The sequence below is a fragment of the Clostridium sp. genome, from assembly GCF_051656525.1.
Taxonomy (GTDB): domain Bacteria; phylum Bacillota; class Clostridia; order Clostridiales; family Clostridiaceae; genus Clostridium.
The window spans coordinates 1-15587 of record NZ_JBOGCC010000278.1 but is presented as its reverse complement, the minus strand read 5'-3'; the positions used below and the strand labels follow the sequence as shown (position 1 = coordinate 15587).

General features: G+C 44.3%; 14 protein-coding genes. 13 read left to right on the top strand and 1 reads right to left on the bottom strand.

From position 1 onward, the window contains the following. The first annotated feature begins 78 nt into the window (after positions 1-78). The 6 genes from ACRDDY_RS13700 to ACRDDY_RS13675 all read left to right on the top strand — a co-directional run bounded on the left by ACRDDY_RS13700 (position 79) and on the right by ACRDDY_RS13675 (position 6104). Positions 79-1035, top strand: coding sequence for a hypothetical protein (locus ACRDDY_RS13700; RefSeq protein WP_438565504.1), 957 nt, complete (start codon positions 79-81; stop codon positions 1033-1035). Then, on the top strand, positions 1032-2669 hold the full coding sequence (locus ACRDDY_RS13695) for a hypothetical protein (RefSeq protein ID WP_438565503.1): 1638 nt from the start codon (positions 1032-1034) through the stop codon (positions 2667-2669). Before ACRDDY_RS13700 ends, ACRDDY_RS13695 begins: the two co-directional genes overlap by 4 nt. Next, positions 2670-4550 (top strand): hypothetical protein, encoded by a 1881-nt coding sequence (locus tag ACRDDY_RS13690; protein WP_438565502.1) that lies wholly within the window; start codon positions 2670-2672, stop codon positions 4548-4550. A 60-nt stretch (positions 4551-4610) separates the two neighbouring features. Next, entirely contained in the window at positions 4611-4913 is a 303-nt protein-coding gene (locus ACRDDY_RS13685) for a hypothetical protein (protein ID WP_438565501.1), read from the top strand. A 120-nt stretch (positions 4914-5033) separates the two neighbouring features. Continuing rightward, the gene (locus ACRDDY_RS13680) at positions 5034-5576 is read left to right on the top strand and encodes a hypothetical protein (protein WP_438565500.1); all 543 of its coding nucleotides are present in this window, start codon (positions 5034-5036) and stop codon (positions 5574-5576) included. Between the two features lie 12 nt (positions 5577-5588). Next, a complete protein-coding gene (locus ACRDDY_RS13675) occupies positions 5589-6104 on the top strand; it encodes a hypothetical protein (protein ID WP_438565499.1) in 516 nt (171 codons plus the stop codon). A gap of 51 nt (positions 6105-6155) precedes the next feature. Here ACRDDY_RS13675 and ACRDDY_RS13670 read toward each other — a convergent pair whose 3' ends face one another. Next, the gene (locus ACRDDY_RS13670; RefSeq protein ID WP_438565498.1) at positions 6156-9146 is read right to left on the bottom strand and encodes a hypothetical protein; all 2991 of its coding nucleotides are present in this window, start codon (positions 9144-9146) and stop codon (positions 6156-6158) included. A 23-nt stretch (positions 9147-9169) separates the two neighbouring features. Between ACRDDY_RS13670 and ACRDDY_RS13665 the strand changes: the two genes are divergently transcribed. The 7 genes from ACRDDY_RS13665 to ACRDDY_RS13635 form a co-directional block, all read left to right on the top strand. Further along, positions 9170-11494, top strand: a complete 2325-nt coding sequence (locus ACRDDY_RS13665; protein WP_438565497.1) for a hypothetical protein — start codon at positions 9170-9172, stop codon at positions 11492-11494. Between the two features lie 2 nt (positions 11495-11496). After that, positions 11497-11982: a hypothetical protein gene (locus ACRDDY_RS13660; protein WP_438565496.1), complete on the top strand. Its 486-nt coding sequence runs from the start codon at positions 11497-11499 to the stop codon at positions 11980-11982. Beyond that, the gene (locus ACRDDY_RS13655) at positions 11975-12904 is read left to right on the top strand and encodes a DUF7208 family protein (protein WP_438565495.1); all 930 of its coding nucleotides are present in this window, start codon (positions 11975-11977) and stop codon (positions 12902-12904) included. Before ACRDDY_RS13660 ends, ACRDDY_RS13655 begins: the two co-directional genes overlap by 8 nt. Positions 12905-12965: 61 nt before the next feature. Beyond that, the gene (locus tag ACRDDY_RS13650; RefSeq protein ID WP_438565494.1) at positions 12966-13697 is read left to right on the top strand and encodes a hypothetical protein; all 732 of its coding nucleotides are present in this window, start codon (positions 12966-12968) and stop codon (positions 13695-13697) included. A 326-nt stretch (positions 13698-14023) separates the two neighbouring features. Then, on the top strand, positions 14024-14446 hold the full coding sequence (locus ACRDDY_RS13645) for a hypothetical protein (RefSeq protein WP_438565493.1): 423 nt from the start codon (positions 14024-14026) through the stop codon (positions 14444-14446). Positions 14447-14703: 257 nt separating this feature from the next. Then, positions 14704-15168 (top strand): hypothetical protein, encoded by a 465-nt coding sequence (locus ACRDDY_RS13640; RefSeq protein WP_438565492.1) that lies wholly within the window; start codon positions 14704-14706, stop codon positions 15166-15168. Between the two features lie 66 nt (positions 15169-15234). Continuing rightward, positions 15235-15587, top strand: a 353-nt coding sequence (locus ACRDDY_RS13635; protein WP_438565491.1) for a hypothetical protein, incomplete at its 3' end; no start/stop codon positions are given.

The following is a 15587-nucleotide window of genomic DNA, read 5'->3' as shown; positions in this document are numbered from 1 at the left end:
TCCTTTTTGTTCTTATCTATGTAAAGACCTCTGTTATAAAACGCTATAGACATATATTATCTAGGTGGAGGAAGGCGAATGAGTATTAAGAAAGTTACTCCCGCCAGCGTTGTAGTGGATCGGATTGATGAACGAGGTAGTTTTCAATCATCCATATACATTGACAACCGCCTCGGAATTAAAGTCGGCGTAAAACAACGAAATGGGGTCAACGTTGTTCTGCCACCAAAAACTAGAGGTGCCGCGGATGGCTCTTTAGTAATAACGACAGAATATCGTTGTCAGGGAAAGGCGCAACTAAACCAATTAGCAGCAAAGACTCGCGACAACACTTATTTGATTGCTCAACGTCAGCCGAGAGAGAATGACGGTACGAGCCTGCGTCTAATGTATAAAGTCACATTAGATGAATTGCAAGAAAAGGGAGGAAAAGACTTTTACATCGAAGATCTAGATATTATGTTGTCTCTAGATCCAGATGAGGGAATCCCGGACCACAGTTCGGAATCAACCCTATGGGAACTTAGATCGGTAAACCAAGATGTTGTTTCAAAATACGGCACCAGCTATTATATCACGGCCGATACTGGTATGAGATATGGTATTGTCAATATCTGTGGCAGGAGGCAGACATTACCAGTCGTAAGATCAGATACGCCAGCTACACTAGTACAAGTTAGAATAGTTGATGACGAGATTGTAGAGTCTACGACACTATTAGAAGAACGGTCAGTGGAATATACAGACAATCAACATACGCAGGATGTCACGATAGATGACAGTTACGCGGAACCTTCTTTTAGTGACTTGTATAATGGCAGCATGGATTCTGCTGTTAAATACAGATCCTCGGTTAGCAAAGATTTAACTAAGCGCCTTGGAGACTTGTTAGGTGGCATGGAGAAAGCTAATGATGCAGTACGCACAACAGAGATTGCAGACCTGAAGCATACCAATGCAATGGTCAATGAAGGGACAAAAGCTGTTTCTTCTACTGTTTCTGCCGTTACTAAAATAATGGAAATGATGACATGATGAGGGATGCGCTTAAACTGCTCCATGAGCGGTTGCCTAAGATGAACGACGTGATATGTGAAGGAATCGCATACAATCAGTCTAAATCTGGTGGTATTGAACGCACGGTCAACTCCTATCTGCGTGGTGCTTTTACACGCACAGGCGAATATGACGGCGAGGGATTGCCGGACAAATTCAAGTATTTACGGTTACAAAGAATAACTCCGTTGGAGGAACACAAACTCCGTACCGATCGAATAAAAACCGTGTTCTCCCGAAAGGCAGGACTAGATATCTCCAAGACTTCTACGTATATCGTCAAGGCGATCTTCGAAAATAACGGAGACACCTTTGAACGACCTATCGCGATTCCTTTCTTGGATCGCGGTAATATGATACAGATCCGCGATTCGCAGTATAGTGTATCTAACGTAATGAAGTCGCGTGGCATATCCCGTACGCCAAATGGTTTCTTTGTGGAATTCCCTCGACACAAAGTTACATTTGAGTCAATGACTGGCGAGTACGAGATCAATGGTAAGATCGAACACGTTCTGATTCCAACTGCAACAAACCTCCATTCCAAAACGTCTAAACGCAGCTTTAAGCCGGTTATCGTTGGCTGGCTTTTAGCTAAGTATGGCGTCACTGAAGTATTTAAGCGCTTCGCCGACTGCGACATTAGCATTTATGCTAGTGACGATCCTGCGCTTGCAGATATTGACCACGAGAAGTTTGCCGTGTGCCGTGCGATTCCAAAGAATGCACGTTCTAGTTGTCGTATCGCTTTGGTTGTTCCACACAGCGCCCTCACGCTGGAGACTAAGGTCTTGTTAGGCGGTACTTTGTATATCGCATCTTACGAACAGGACCAGATGTACGTTGAAGAAGCCGATAAGTTAGAACGCTGGCAGATTATGCTAGGGTATATGATTTATGGCCGTAGTAACACGCGTACATTAGCGCACATCTTGGAAGAGATGCAGACGCACCTTACCTCCATCGAAAGATTTATGGATGAGAAGTTCCGCAGTGAACTGTATAGCGTTGATATTGACGCAGACGACATCTATGAATTCTTGTACTTCATTATTGTAAGCATGACACGCAAAACCTCCACAGAAACGCGTGACATTGCAAACTTGAGTGGGAGATACATTTCACCAATCGAATATATTCTCCGTGATTTACGTGAGGCTATCTTCGATACGATGTACACGTTGGTACGTCAGGCAAGAAAGGATCGTGGATATCCAATCCCAACACGTCAGGTGAAACAACTCATCGACCGTGGTATTGGTATTGATGTTGTTACTAAGATGAACACTGGACATGGTGAAGTTTCTTCATACATGACCGCATCCGATAACCTATATCTGTCTGCAACTGCGAACTGTATTGATCAAACAGAAGCTAAGAAGCAGCCTGGACGTAGCGGTGGTACTGTTAGTCTTACCGATCCAACTAAACAACTGCACAGCACGTTCATGATAATTGGCTGTGTTAATTGGTTGCCGAAGTCGGGACCATATGGTACAACTCGTATTAGCCCGTATTGCCCCATCGATGCCGATGGTCGTGTGTACGTAGCTAAAGAAATGATTGAAGACGCAAACAAGGTTCAGACTGATCTGGACGCTAAAGGATTTTAAATGGACTCTCGTGACTTAGAAGATTTTAAAGACGCAGTACAGAAAGAACTGCGCGAAGCAGCTGACCGTAACCGTTATATTGATGATGCGTATCGCATGCTCCGTAACGAGCGTACTGCTGAAGAAATCGCCGATGATATCGTTGAAGACTTCGCGGTGGTTGCCGATTATGATCGTCGCTTAATCCGCGATGGTCGTGTTGACCGTGAAACAGTGGAAGACTGTACTGGTGCAGTTATTGCGGCAGTTATCGACCGCTATTTTACTGATGGCGAAATCCGCGAACTTCCAGACAAGACAGCAGATATCTTGCGCGATGGCCTGCGTGCATATGAGCGTATCCTCGGCAAAGTAGACCGTGCACGCGATGACGATCGCCGCGATGACCGTGGGCGTCGCGATGACCGCGGTCGTGATCGTCGGGACGACCGCCGTGACCGTCGTGATAGCCGTGATAGCCGTGATCGTCGGGACGACCGCCGTGACCGTCGTGATAGCCGTGGCTATGACCGCGACCGTGAACGCGATCGCAATCGTGACCGTAATGAGCGTCGTCGCGAAGACCGTGACTCTGCTCGCCGTAATCGTAACGATACGCGCAGCGAGGCCAGCGCTAACCGTCGTACTGGACGTGAGCGTAACTCTGAGCAAGAGCGCCCACGCAGCTATGACCGTCGTGGTCCAGCAAGCGAGCCGCAGGTAAGCAGCGCTGACCAAATGTTATTGCGTGAGATGCGTGACATCGACATCTCTACATTAGCATTTATCAAAGACAACATTGTATCGATCCGTGAATTCATGGATCTGAAAGAAGAATTCGAAAACTTCCTGGATAAACGTGAAGAATTCGAGGCATTCACCAATACACAACCGGAACCTGTGATTGGTGGCGTTGATGATGCCGGCTTAGGCATGGCTACAGACATCGACATGGTGATGAAAGATAAAGAGGCAGTCAAAGTGGAAGAGTATATGATGCATGAGTTGGACCGTGATGCTCGTTACGGCAACCGTGCTCGTTATGGCCTTGATAAGTCACCGATTGTGAGTATCCCGGCAACAAAAGAGGAAGAGGAGATTTTCTCCAAGCAATCGCATTACACGTTTGTTGATGCAGGCAATATCGAAGCCGAACGTATTCGCAGCGACCTGGTTAACTACACTGATCTTACAGTAGTAGCACTGGATACCCTTGCGGACAAAGGAGACATCGTTACTGCCAGCGTAAATCTGGAGAATGGTCATACCATCGACAACTCTGTTATGGACGTAATCCTTAACAAGCGCGGTGATGCCCATCAACTTCCGACAGACTGGGATTCAGCGCATCGAATGATTTCTGCGCTGAAAGACTACATGCAAGTTAATAAAGGTGATGCTGTACTGCGTCACTTCGCATCAGAGTTCGAGCTTATGCTGACCACAAGCTACAATCAGCTTCTGGTTATGATTGATGCCGGATTCCAAATCGATTCCTTCGTAGATGACTACAAGGAAGCAACGGACGCAATGACTGATGAAGCAGCTCATGTTATTGCTGAATATCGCCGTCTCAACATCAAATACTTCCGCGATAACTTCAAGTTCACCGCCGTGCAAGTCGACAAACTTCTGACACGTGTTGTCATTAGTCGCGAAGTGCAGGTTCTGTATACCTACGATCCGATGGTATGCAACAACGTACGTTTGTCTGTCGATAACAAGGGCATGTGCGTAATGAACTATAAGAACGCGCCAAAAGTTTACGAGATGGTTGCGTCGGTGCTTAAGAAGCGCAAAGGATTGACCGATGCGGTATTCGTTGATGGTCTGCGTAACTTCTACGTAGCCAGCTGTATCGACCCAGAAGCCGGTGGCCTGGTCACAATGCGTGAAATCTAATTAACTAATAGGTGGGGGCTTCGGCTCCCATCTATAGCCTCTACCAATGAGGAGGCAGTTATGAGATCACAGAATTTTGTAGCATCTGCATACGAGATAGCTACAATGATAAACAAAACACATGATTTCGATGAACACTTAGGCGTGGTCGGAGACATCATCAAAACAGTAGGATTTGACCCACACAGTTTAGAACCGTTCCTGGCTAGTTTAGAGAACTGTGGTGCTGATAAAGCTCGGGTAGAGAAATACCGTACAATGATATGGATGATGTTTAGAGTTGGTCAACCGAAGACAAGATCTACGGCACCGCTGTCAGCATTAGACGCGTATCGTGAGCAATACGGCAAAACCATAAACTGAGGGCTCCTAGGAGCCCCTCTCTTTTTTTTTTGTCCTAATTCAATGAAATCTATTTCAGACATATATTATCTTGGTGAACCTATTGAATAAACTTTTGTTGTTATTATCTTGGAGTGAACAATGATCCGTGCTTATATCTATTCTACCATCGCTAAAGCTTTCGATATGTCACTAGTAAACCAATTCGACGCAGAACAGATTAAAACCCTGCGTGGATTAGCTAATGGTATGTCGTGGACCATTTTAAACATCGCCACAATCGGCGAAGTTGAGCTAGTAATCAAATCTGAGCTTGATGGTAACATCACGATTAATCGTGGTTACGTAGAGTCGGCCACGCGCCGCTATGATGAGGGATTCGACCAGTACGTTGGCAACATTGCCAACTATGATAAAATGTACGCCGCATACTGGGCGGGAATCCCAATTGAAGTCATGTATGCTAATGACTTCCTGAAGGCCGGTCCAAATGACGAGGTCTTTATTGATCGTGAGATAGTACGTCTATATTTAGACATGCACGAAATGGAATGCAGAGCGCTTCAGGCGAAAGCCAATGAAGCATTGATGCAATACAATAGCTTCCGGGTATTCGGCCGTACGGAAGCGATACAGCGATTAAGCGCAGTAGGCGCTTCAACCGAATACATCAATATGTTTTAATGGAGATTTGTGATGATTACTTACGAAATGTATAAAGCCTTTATGGAGGTGTCTAAGGACACCGTGTACCCATTTAACAAATTGCATTATGAGAAACTATGCGAAGTCAATCTGGCGTATTGCACGCCAGACAATGGGTATGCTGCTCTGCATAATGAACTATGTAACACCATCGACGTAAAGTATCCGCATTACGCTTTGCGTTACGCTATGGACTGTAATATGGAACACCCATATCGTCCGATGTTTGAAGAGTTTATGCGTAACAAGGTACCGCTGCTATCAGCGGGCGTGACAATGTTTTCGCCTTGCTATAGCAACTTATTCTGCATTGCCATGACCATTGGTTATGATAATGAACTGATGGACATTGGTGATAAGCCAGTACCTATAATTAATTGTTCAATCGCACATTACGAGCGTCTGTTACGAATGGATTTAGTTACCATCGTAGTAATCGGCGGTGTTGAACAAATAGCGCTAACGCTGAACGGCTATATCGTGAAAACGATAATGCAGTTACGTTAATAGCAGAGAGCCCCTTGCGGGGCTCCCTGTTTTTTTTTGCCTTTGTAGTAATTAGAACTTGAACTGGTCGCCACCTTCATCACTAGCATCACCACCTTCAGCATTATCGCCTCCAGCTGGTTCATCGCTAGCTGGTGGATTATCATCACCACTCAAGTCAGCATCAAAGTCGAAGCTATCTGGGTCTTCACCACCACCCTCAGTTTGTTCACTATCCCAAGTATCACCACCGTCATTATTATCAGTAGTGGTATCACTGCCAGAACTACCATCGTCGTTATTAAGTTCCAGTGTCTCGGAGTGTGATGATGCACGATCGTTAATGTTCTTCATGATAGTCATCGCACCAATCTGACGTTTAACGATATCGTCAATCAGTTCTTTCAGCGAATCATTTTCAATGTCGTAATCAACAATCTTAGTTAACGATGGGAACAAATCACGCGAACGGATATAGTTGACCATCTCATAAGACACCCAAGAGTTACGCAGAGCAGTCTCTTTACCTTGAAGCATAGATTCATCAGGGAACGTGCCATCAGGCCAGCACCATTCAGCAACTTTAGAGAAGTGTTCGAAGCGTGAGTTAAGCTGATCCATAGCAGATTCAATCTTGGCGTTTTCAGGGCCAGGCAATGAAACTGTCAATGTAGAGATAAACTCAGACAGGATTTTACGGATAGCGCTTGGCGTATTTAATTCTTCCAAGGAATCTGGAGTCATCTTATCCGCTTTAGCGTAGAAGTCAACGAAGCTTTCTAAACCTAGGCGACGACGCTTGATAGATTTAGAGCTGTAGCTCTCAAATACGAACTGGTCTTCGTTTTGATCATCCGCACTATCTTCAATGGCCTTTTCAGTACTGCCTTCAGGCGCAACACTATCAGGATTAGTTGGAGCTTCACCTTCTGGTGCTGGCGCACTGTTTTCAATTGGCTGATCGCCCTCCTCCTCTTTACTTTTCTCTAACTCTTCCTTAGCTTCAGCTTCACGAAGACGTGTCTTACCTAAACGCTTAGCGCTCACACGTTCGTTGATAACTTCTTCAACAATCTTAGCTAATTCATCAAGTAACAATGGGTCACTATAGATGTAGCTCTTGACCAGATGTGTAAGCTGCGGAGATAGCTTGCTCTGTTCAGTCATTGCTAACTTAGCAGCATGCAAATCCTTTACAGTTACTTCAGTAGCTGTCTCAACCGGACCACCATCCATAATCACAGACGGGTTTGTACCCATTGCGGTATACAGGTCTTTCTTGAGCTCTAATGCGATGCTCTCGTCTGGATATTCATAACGACTTGTTTCAGTCTTAATATCCATCGTAGTAGATGGGTAATGTTCGTTACCCTCAATGTTGATTACTACGCCACGGTTAGCAATGTGTTTGTTCCAGTCTTCTGCAGAACCAGTGATAGGGATCGGCTGGCTAACAGATGACGCAAGGATATCACGATGACGCTCAATCTTTGCTTCTGGGTCAAGCTCATCCGGGTCAAGACGAATGGAGGCAGTTGTAATAGCACGCGCGTTGTTAATAGCAGCATGCATACTGGCGAACTTGTTACCAATACACATACTTGCCAGAATCTTAGCAGATTCAATTACAGAGATACCGATACCGTTTTCATCATACTCGGTTGCGAAGTATGTTAACTGCTCAGCCGGGATGAACAACAGCTGCGTACGCTTATTACTTAAGCTTGCTGCCATCATTGTGCGAATGAAGCTATCGTTATCGGCTAACTGAATATTGTCGTGACCGTAGTTACCGTTCTTAATCGAGTTAACGAACTTAGCAGTAACCATATCACGTGTCAGCTCAGCTAAACGACGTTCAGTCCAGCTATATACACGGTTCTTAGCAACACCTGTTGCTTTAGCCACAGCATCGATGTTCACAGAAGTCATGTTACGACTAATGTGATTGTTTAGAATCATTGTATGGTGGTTGTTCTCAGAAATTGGATATCCGAGTTCATCCAACAATACAATAGCACCAATCGGTTTAAGGAATGTACCCGGACTATGCACCAGAGTAACTGAGGCAGCCGGTAAGTCCCACAGCATAGGGTGATCTACCGATGGACGTGATGTCATGTTAGCAGCTTTCATAGCAACGATGTGCTGATACTTGAAAGTCTTACTTGTAAAGAGATCTACGTCAGGTTTCTCTTCTTCGATCTTATCCCAATAATCAGCAGCACGTGGGATGGTGTAGTTTTCATTACCCAGATAACTGGAAACGTTTGCAGAATCATACTGTCGTTTGATTTCTGGTAAGCGCAATACCTGAATGTTATCAGTGATACTGAAATCAAGGTTAACGTTCAGTTCATCGATGTTAACTTCTGGGATATGCACTGTGTTTCTAATCGACCAGTCCTCAGCATTTCTGCTTGCACTGCGGCGAACAAAATACGATTCGATACCTATCCGTGAAGGAGCATCGTTAGGACTACCCAGAATACCTAAATTCTTGATAGTTATTGGAGGTAGCTTATCTTTGTCGCTACGTGATTCGTGACCGAGCTTACCAGCTGTAATGTCACCATTAATGATGTCATTGACACTAGCCTCAGGCAGAACCACAATAGGGTAACTACCATAAACGAATCGCATGTTATATACGATATCGTATAGCTTGTCATTAAGCTTAACGTGTGACCGCATATGGTTGTTTACGGCAGCAGCTAAGCGAGAACGCATTTCCAGAGACAGATTATTACTGGAGGATTCATAGATGACAGATACGGTAATCAAATCATCTGTAGATAGAATCATAGCTGTGCCCATGGCAGCAGCGTATTTCAAATCCGGGGAAATATTGTAGATATCCCGAGCGTCACGAGCACGCTGTACGTTGTCCCGAACAAATGGGATGATTTCCTGTGCATTTAACCCATTCTTGATGTCGGAATTAACGTTGTTAGTTGCGGTAGCTTTCGTATTACCGTACCCATTAGGCACGAACTTGTTCATGAGTGCGTCTTTTTTAGTAACGCGACTCTTACGATGCCATTTCTTCGTTCCGGCTTTCATCTTGACTCCCAAGGTAGTTAATTATGGATGCTTTATACCGCATTTATTTAGAAAGCAATATAGAGCTAAGTAGAAGTGTTGTTTTCTATTCATCGTTGGCTGCTGAATTAGCTAATAGCCAAGATATCCAAAACGGTATTATACCGTCTCGCGATAAACGCGAATGGAAATACTTTAAACACTTAAACGGGGATTATCATTGGACTGATCCAGACATTGTAATTACATCAATGGATACCCATACGGAAATTCCTTTCACTAAAGAGGTCTTAGCTAAACATAAAAAGACCTTACAAACTTACCGTGACGAGCCAATCCATATTCGGGAGCTCATTAGCAAATACCCAAGTCAATCAATGTTGATTCGTGGGATTATCAATCCAGTTCCTTTCCATATTAGCTCTAAAGCTAAAGAAGGCGATGTACTGTGGTTAGATACGCGGTATATTGAACCACAAGAACACAACATCCGTTACGAAATAAGCAGTTTTATATCAAAGTTTATTCACCGTAACTTCCGTGTTGCATACACAACAACAAACGATATGTTTCTTCAGGTGCAGATAGCATCTATGAAAATGCATCTCGTTAAACACATCATGTCTTATCGGTACTCTCGTATCAAGACACCTGAAACCCATAGCTACCACATTACTAACTATCTGGCATCGCACAGTAGACTAGATCGTTACGTGCCATTCATGACACATGAACAGCGTCTGTTCTTCTATATTAACATCAATTGGATCGAGCGACATATCGGACATACCGAGACATTCGATTGGTTAGTAGAGAAACTCCTGACACTTCGCAACCTCCCAGCGTACCGCTATCGGTTAGTTCAAGTAGACCCTGATATTGAGAAAGATGAATATTCTCCAACAGGTATGTTCGCACGTACAGCTATCAACCTTAACACAGATGGACTGTCGTACACTGTTGATACGTACCCGATTGATTCAGTGGTCCGCCGTGAGATTCCAACAGCTACGGATAACAATAAGCTAGTAGCTCACTATATAGCAGAAGCAGAAACTAGAATGGCGGATAGCCAAGTTAGTACTGTGCCTACTAAGATCGTTGAGTGTGCAGTGATAGATCCTGAAACAGTCGCAGCTATCAAAGAGATGGATGTGGCTATCAACCATTGGATATATTTACCTCATGTAGGTTTATATAGTACGACTGCTGAAATTCTAAACCCGGTAGACGGACAAACTATGCGATTAGATGCGCGTGAGATGTTCCTCATTTACTGGTATGCGATGAATACCGTGGTGTACAATAACCCAATGGATAAGATTTTGCCGGTTGGTGCAATGAACCTCAATCGTCATTATCAGATTAGTGAAGGAGAATATAAACAAGTATTACCGTGGCGTGCTTGTTGGTACTGGCGTGATGAAATCAGCTTCTATGACCGAACTGCAGTGGTTATTGAAGAACCAATTAGTGGTAAAGATGATTTCTCTGATTACGTAGCTCGTGTAACTCAAAGCATGGAGTATCGTAACCAGTGGACATACGGTGAACACTATGGCCCTAACAAAGACATGCGTGAATCACTATGGAACATGTCCTACGCTAATGCTATCTGCGATTTGTCCAGAGAAGGTGAACGTACATTCGATGAGTTCTTTGCACGAATTGGCCTACAGGCTAAGTATATCACACCAGACACTTGGATGGATTTAGCTGTTACTGTATTCGAAGCTAGTACATCTTGGTCAAACAAGAACACGTACAGCTTAGAAGAACTGCAGCGTCAGATGATTAGCTGTTTCAAACGTTTATCTAGTTATCGTGTTCAGTTTATCGATGATTTGATTGGTGATCAAACAATCACAGGCGGGAACGCTTATGTGCAGGCTGGTGCTGTTACAGCATCTAGTGCAACTGAGATTGATGCGATTGTACCAATACTGGATATCTTCGAGCTCAAGAAAAGAACATACTCGTCAGCAGACTGTCTAGTAGGTGTTGGCGGTACTGACCCGTGGCAACTGTTCCGTATTGGCGGTACAGCTACCGTGGATATTACTGGCACTGTAGATAATAGTAGTGTCGGTACAGTAACTGCATTGATACCTATGATTGCGGTCGGTGGTGACTATGAGGTGATGTATTCCGAGGAGAAAGATCTATACGACTACATTGAGGACGATACCTTAGATGGTTTCATTCTCAATTTAGATCCTGTGGAATTAGATAAGTGCGTAAGCGCTGAACAGCTCCGTGGGTTCTTTGCCAAGTTAGAGAAAGTTTCTAACCGGTATGTGGTACGTGATCCGATTTCCCCTTCTCGTAAAACCATCAAGAGTCTTGAAGATCTCAAATTCAGAGGTTAGTGATGAATTATCCAGAAGACAATCTATATAAGCTAGTACAACTACACAACCCGGACGCTATCATAAACCATAAAACCGTTTATGTGGTAAGAGACGAGGTTGTTCGATTACCAGAAACGGAACCGTTCAAATACAAAGCAGTTCTATATTCAAAGGCTGCTAGTATCTACTACGGTACAGAGACGATTCGTTACGATAAGTACGATATGACATCTTATTCCAATCTGTATCCACTCGACATACCTAATGATGTAGTGTTGCACGGATGGGATTTAATTGATGCTATTGAGAAACGATACGGTTTCCGATTGCGTAAAGAGGATGTCGTTAACTCACGTGTTACGTTGCAGTCTGGCCTCAAGCTAGCAAACCGGTGTATTTTATACGAAGGTATTATCAAAGTACAATATGAGGAAGACATCGATCTTAATGACGTGATCGTCAATACTGTACTCGATGGATTCCATTTGGAGATTGTAAATGAGTAACGCGACCGAATTTAGACCAACGGCAGTAGTAAATACGCTAGCTGCGTCTCACATGGATGTTGCCCGTCGCTTAGGTATTCCACCTGAGTATAAAGAGCGTTCTACTATTAATGAGCACCTCGAAATCTTAGCTGGGCAGCGTCCAGAGGATGCTAATGCATTTCCGCACATGCGATACCTTGTGCTCGGTAACAAAGGCCACAAGGCTTCTGAAGTAGCCCCTGGCGTTATGGCAATGATGCCTGTAGCACACAGCCCAGTAGATACAGCACCGTGGGGCATTAACCCAATCGTATTACGTGACCTGGATGACGATTTGCCAGAGTCTGTACGTGATATGTTCCGTCTGCGACGTATTGAACAAGTTGGCGATGTGCGTAAGATCGCATACTACGCAATGGTTGTGGATCTATCTGGCGTCAAGGTTATTGATTTCCTGACAACGGTAAAAGACGGTATTAAGAACGTAGTTGAATACAACTACACTGATTCCGATCTGCATCCGATTCCACCATCGTTGCCAGACTTCAACTACGATAACGTAGACCAAGTAATTACCGCTGATGGCAAGTACGCAAATGCCTCAGCAACAACATTAGTAACTTTGGATGCGTTTGTCCTAGGTGAACTGATGAACGTGGCCCGTCTTAAATATAAGACGCCATTGGGAGCAGTTGTATCAGAATGGTGTTTGTGTTCTGGTGTTGACACTGTAGCACGTGGTGAGAGCTTTGTAGGGTCCTCTGAGATCTTCTATAAAGAAGTCATCGGCTGTCAGGTTAACATGTACATTAGCCAATATGGTAACGCTGCTGACCACAGCGAAAAAATGGAGCTGAATGTGAACGTCGCACAGACAACACCATATCCGATCTACAGTGGTATACCATCTGCTCAAATGCAGACAATGAGACGTGGCTAAGTTACCGAAGTTGCGTGTGATGGGCTTTGACCCTGGCTCCACGACGTTTGGAGTCTCGGTCATGGACATCGACCGTAATAAAAAGTTATCCACCGTAATCCATACACACACCGTGAATGCTAAGAAGCTATTCAAGCCATCTCAGAACAAGCGGTATATTGTGGTGCGCGGCGAGAGAGACCTACGTATTGAGCTCATCCGAGCAGAAGTACTTAGGTTGATGTTGAAATGGAAACCTGAAGTAATTGTAGCAGAAGCACCGTTCTTAAATAGACGTCAAGTTACTGCATTTGAAGCGCTGGTCGAAGTTCGTACAATGATTCGTTCTGTGGTTTGGGATTACGACCCTAATATCAAGGTCGTGTTCGTAGACCCAATTCGAGTCAAGAACTATATTGGTGTATCCCACGTCAACACCACCAAGGATGACATGCATGATGCGGTCCATGCTTTTTACGATGGTAAGCAGAAAAATGAAGCATTAGCGGAGGCAGACGAACACTCTATTGATGCGACAGCTGTATGCCACTTCTATTTTCGAAGTGCTATTCTCGGTGATGTTATAGAATCCACCAAGAAAAAGCGAGGCAAAAATGCTAGTAAAAGAGTTACTAGACGGCGCTCTAGAAAAGTGCTTAGTCGCAGTACCGGCGGGAAGGTCAGTACTGGAAATAGCGGAGATCCTGCTGGGACAGGAGCTACCGCCAACAACAACCGGGCGCGAGCTAAACGAGTTGTTAAAGGCGGTGGAGCAGCCCCTACTGGATCGGTTCCTCAATCACTCGCTGGATGATACCATCGGGTCGTATAAGGATTGGGCACGGTTAACTGAGTCCAAACCATTTCGATCCAGCTTGCGTGTTTTAGATATCACTATCCTCTGTGTGGTATTGTGGAGCACGTTCGCAGGTGGCATGTTCGCATTTGAGTACTTCAAGTCGGGAGCAATCCCTACTTATGAACAGTTGTCGGTTACATTCCCACCACTGCTCGCGGTACTCATCGTGCAATATGGTTTGAATGACAACGAGCTATTGTCAATGCTGTTCAAACTATTCATTCGTCGAAGACCTTAACACTAAGGGGGCACGCGCCCCCTTAGTTCATGGATGTATCCTTATGTTAAACATCTTACGAAATAACCCATTCCCTAAGTTTCATGTTGCGAAAGATCGTTCAGTATCAATGTACCAAGGAGATCGTAGAATCCCGGTAAAGGTTACTGTGGATGAAATCCTTAAAACAATACCGAAGCGTCAACTCCGTAAATTTGAAACCAGCAACGGTTTGTTTACTATTACAACCGGTGTGGCACGATGCGGTATTTGTATCTCGTTAATGGATGTTATTGAGTCAGATCGTCGTGAGAGCTATCACTTCATCAAATGTATGAATGATTACATGTACCGATTTTATTCGGGACGCACTGTCAACATTCCAAAACGTTGCGGTGAATTGTTATTCGAACAGGATAATGCTGTTGCTACACGTGAACAGATTATCAAGACGATAGTGAAATTAGCTTATGGAATCGACCTCTGAACTAGATTTAGTCTTCGACGTAACCAAAGCATGTATGGCTGCTGACTTAGATATGTCTAACCGTACACTATTAAAGTCAATATTGCTCACGGCAATCAGGCAAAACAAATACCCTGCATCTTTTGATAGTTTCAGGGAAAAGGTTAAGCGTATTCCGTTTGTTAAAGAGCCTGGCTGTCGAGCTAGAGTTGTTATGCACGTGCAGAAACGCGGCGGGTTACGTGTACTAATCGTTTACAGAAATATAAGGACGCGCTATGCAGGCATCGTATCGTGAAGTGGAAAAGGGATCGACTCCGCAATATGAGTCGGTTAGTGACATTATACAATATGATCCCCGTGGCGGTAATACCTTTAACGTGGCACGAATTGGTATCCAAGCAACACGCGTTCACATTATCGGTATATCATCAATGACTGATGAAACCGAGTTTGACATGATGACTCGGTTGATTAAGTACATCGTTTCAGGACATCCGCGCAGTACGATCGTAACGACAATCTACGACGATAGCAATATCAACTTAGCTAACTTTATCAACTGGGGATTTGAAATCACTGGTCGTATTGTTGGCGTACTTGATGAGCACTCTAAGATCGATCGTCGTGGATACGCACTTACATACAAGCATAATCTCTCTCGAGTTACTCCAGCTATCACTAGCGAACTCGACGCAGTAAAAAGTGAATTCTATTTACCTTCACTAGGTTTGCTTGAATAACACCCTAGCTCTCCTCTCGGAGAGCTAGTCTTGTATTTTCTATGTAGTCCAACCTGGAGACACATAATGCAATATTTTAACAAACGTGAAGATGAGATCTTATTCGCTCTCATCAAGAAGGACAACCCAGATTTAGTTCCAGAACTAACGACCCAAAACTGCTACATCACTACACCACATCCAAACACTGGTCCAGATGCAGCACGATATAACACCGTGGCTACAGTCAAGCCACGTCATGGTTCTGGCCTTTATGGCGTAATCCAGATTAAATATAACCGGGTGGACCTGAAAGATTTGTTCTTAGGTCAGACGCCAGTTATTGCATCTGGTTTCTCTGCCGCAGATACCTATGCAACACGTGATGAAATGCCACGTATTCTGGGTACTTGCTATGGCCTACCAATTAACAAAGGCGA

Excerpts from the sequence above, each read along its gene's own strand:
- ACRDDY_RS13700 (WP_438565504.1), top strand. The coding sequence starts at position 79 with ATGAGTATTAAGAAAGTTACTCCCGCCAGCGTTGTAGTGGATCGGATT.
- ACRDDY_RS13675 (WP_438565499.1), top strand. The coding sequence starts at position 5,589 with ATGATTACTTACGAAATGTATAAAGCCTTTATGGAGGTGTCTAAGGAC.
- ACRDDY_RS13640 (WP_438565492.1), top strand. The coding sequence starts at position 14,704 with ATGCAGGCATCGTATCGTGAAGTGGAAAAGGGATCGACTCCGCAATAT.
- ACRDDY_RS13660 (WP_438565496.1), top strand. The coding sequence starts at position 11,497 with ATGAATTATCCAGAAGACAATCTATATAAGCTAGTACAACTACACAAC.
- ACRDDY_RS13645 (WP_438565493.1), top strand. The coding sequence starts at position 14,024 with ATGTTAAACATCTTACGAAATAACCCATTCCCTAAGTTTCATGTTGCG.
- ACRDDY_RS13685 (WP_438565501.1), top strand. The coding sequence starts at position 4,611 with ATGAGATCACAGAATTTTGTAGCATCTGCATACGAGATAGCTACAATG.
- ACRDDY_RS13665 (WP_438565497.1), top strand. The coding sequence starts at position 9,170 with ATGGATGCTTTATACCGCATTTATTTAGAAAGCAATATAGAGCTAAGT.
- ACRDDY_RS13670 (WP_438565498.1), bottom strand. The coding sequence starts at position 9,146 with ATGAAAGCCGGAACGAAGAAATGGCATCGTAAGAGTCGCGTTACTAAA.
- ACRDDY_RS13695 (WP_438565503.1), top strand. The coding sequence starts at position 1,032 with ATGATGAGGGATGCGCTTAAACTGCTCCATGAGCGGTTGCCTAAGATG.
- ACRDDY_RS13680 (WP_438565500.1), top strand. The coding sequence starts at position 5,034 with ATGATCCGTGCTTATATCTATTCTACCATCGCTAAAGCTTTCGATATG.
- ACRDDY_RS13650 (WP_438565494.1), top strand. The coding sequence starts at position 12,966 with ATGGACATCGACCGTAATAAAAAGTTATCCACCGTAATCCATACACAC.
- ACRDDY_RS13655 (WP_438565495.1), top strand. The coding sequence starts at position 11,975 with ATGAGTAACGCGACCGAATTTAGACCAACGGCAGTAGTAAATACGCTA.
- ACRDDY_RS13690 (WP_438565502.1), top strand. The coding sequence starts at position 2,670 with ATGGACTCTCGTGACTTAGAAGATTTTAAAGACGCAGTACAGAAAGAA.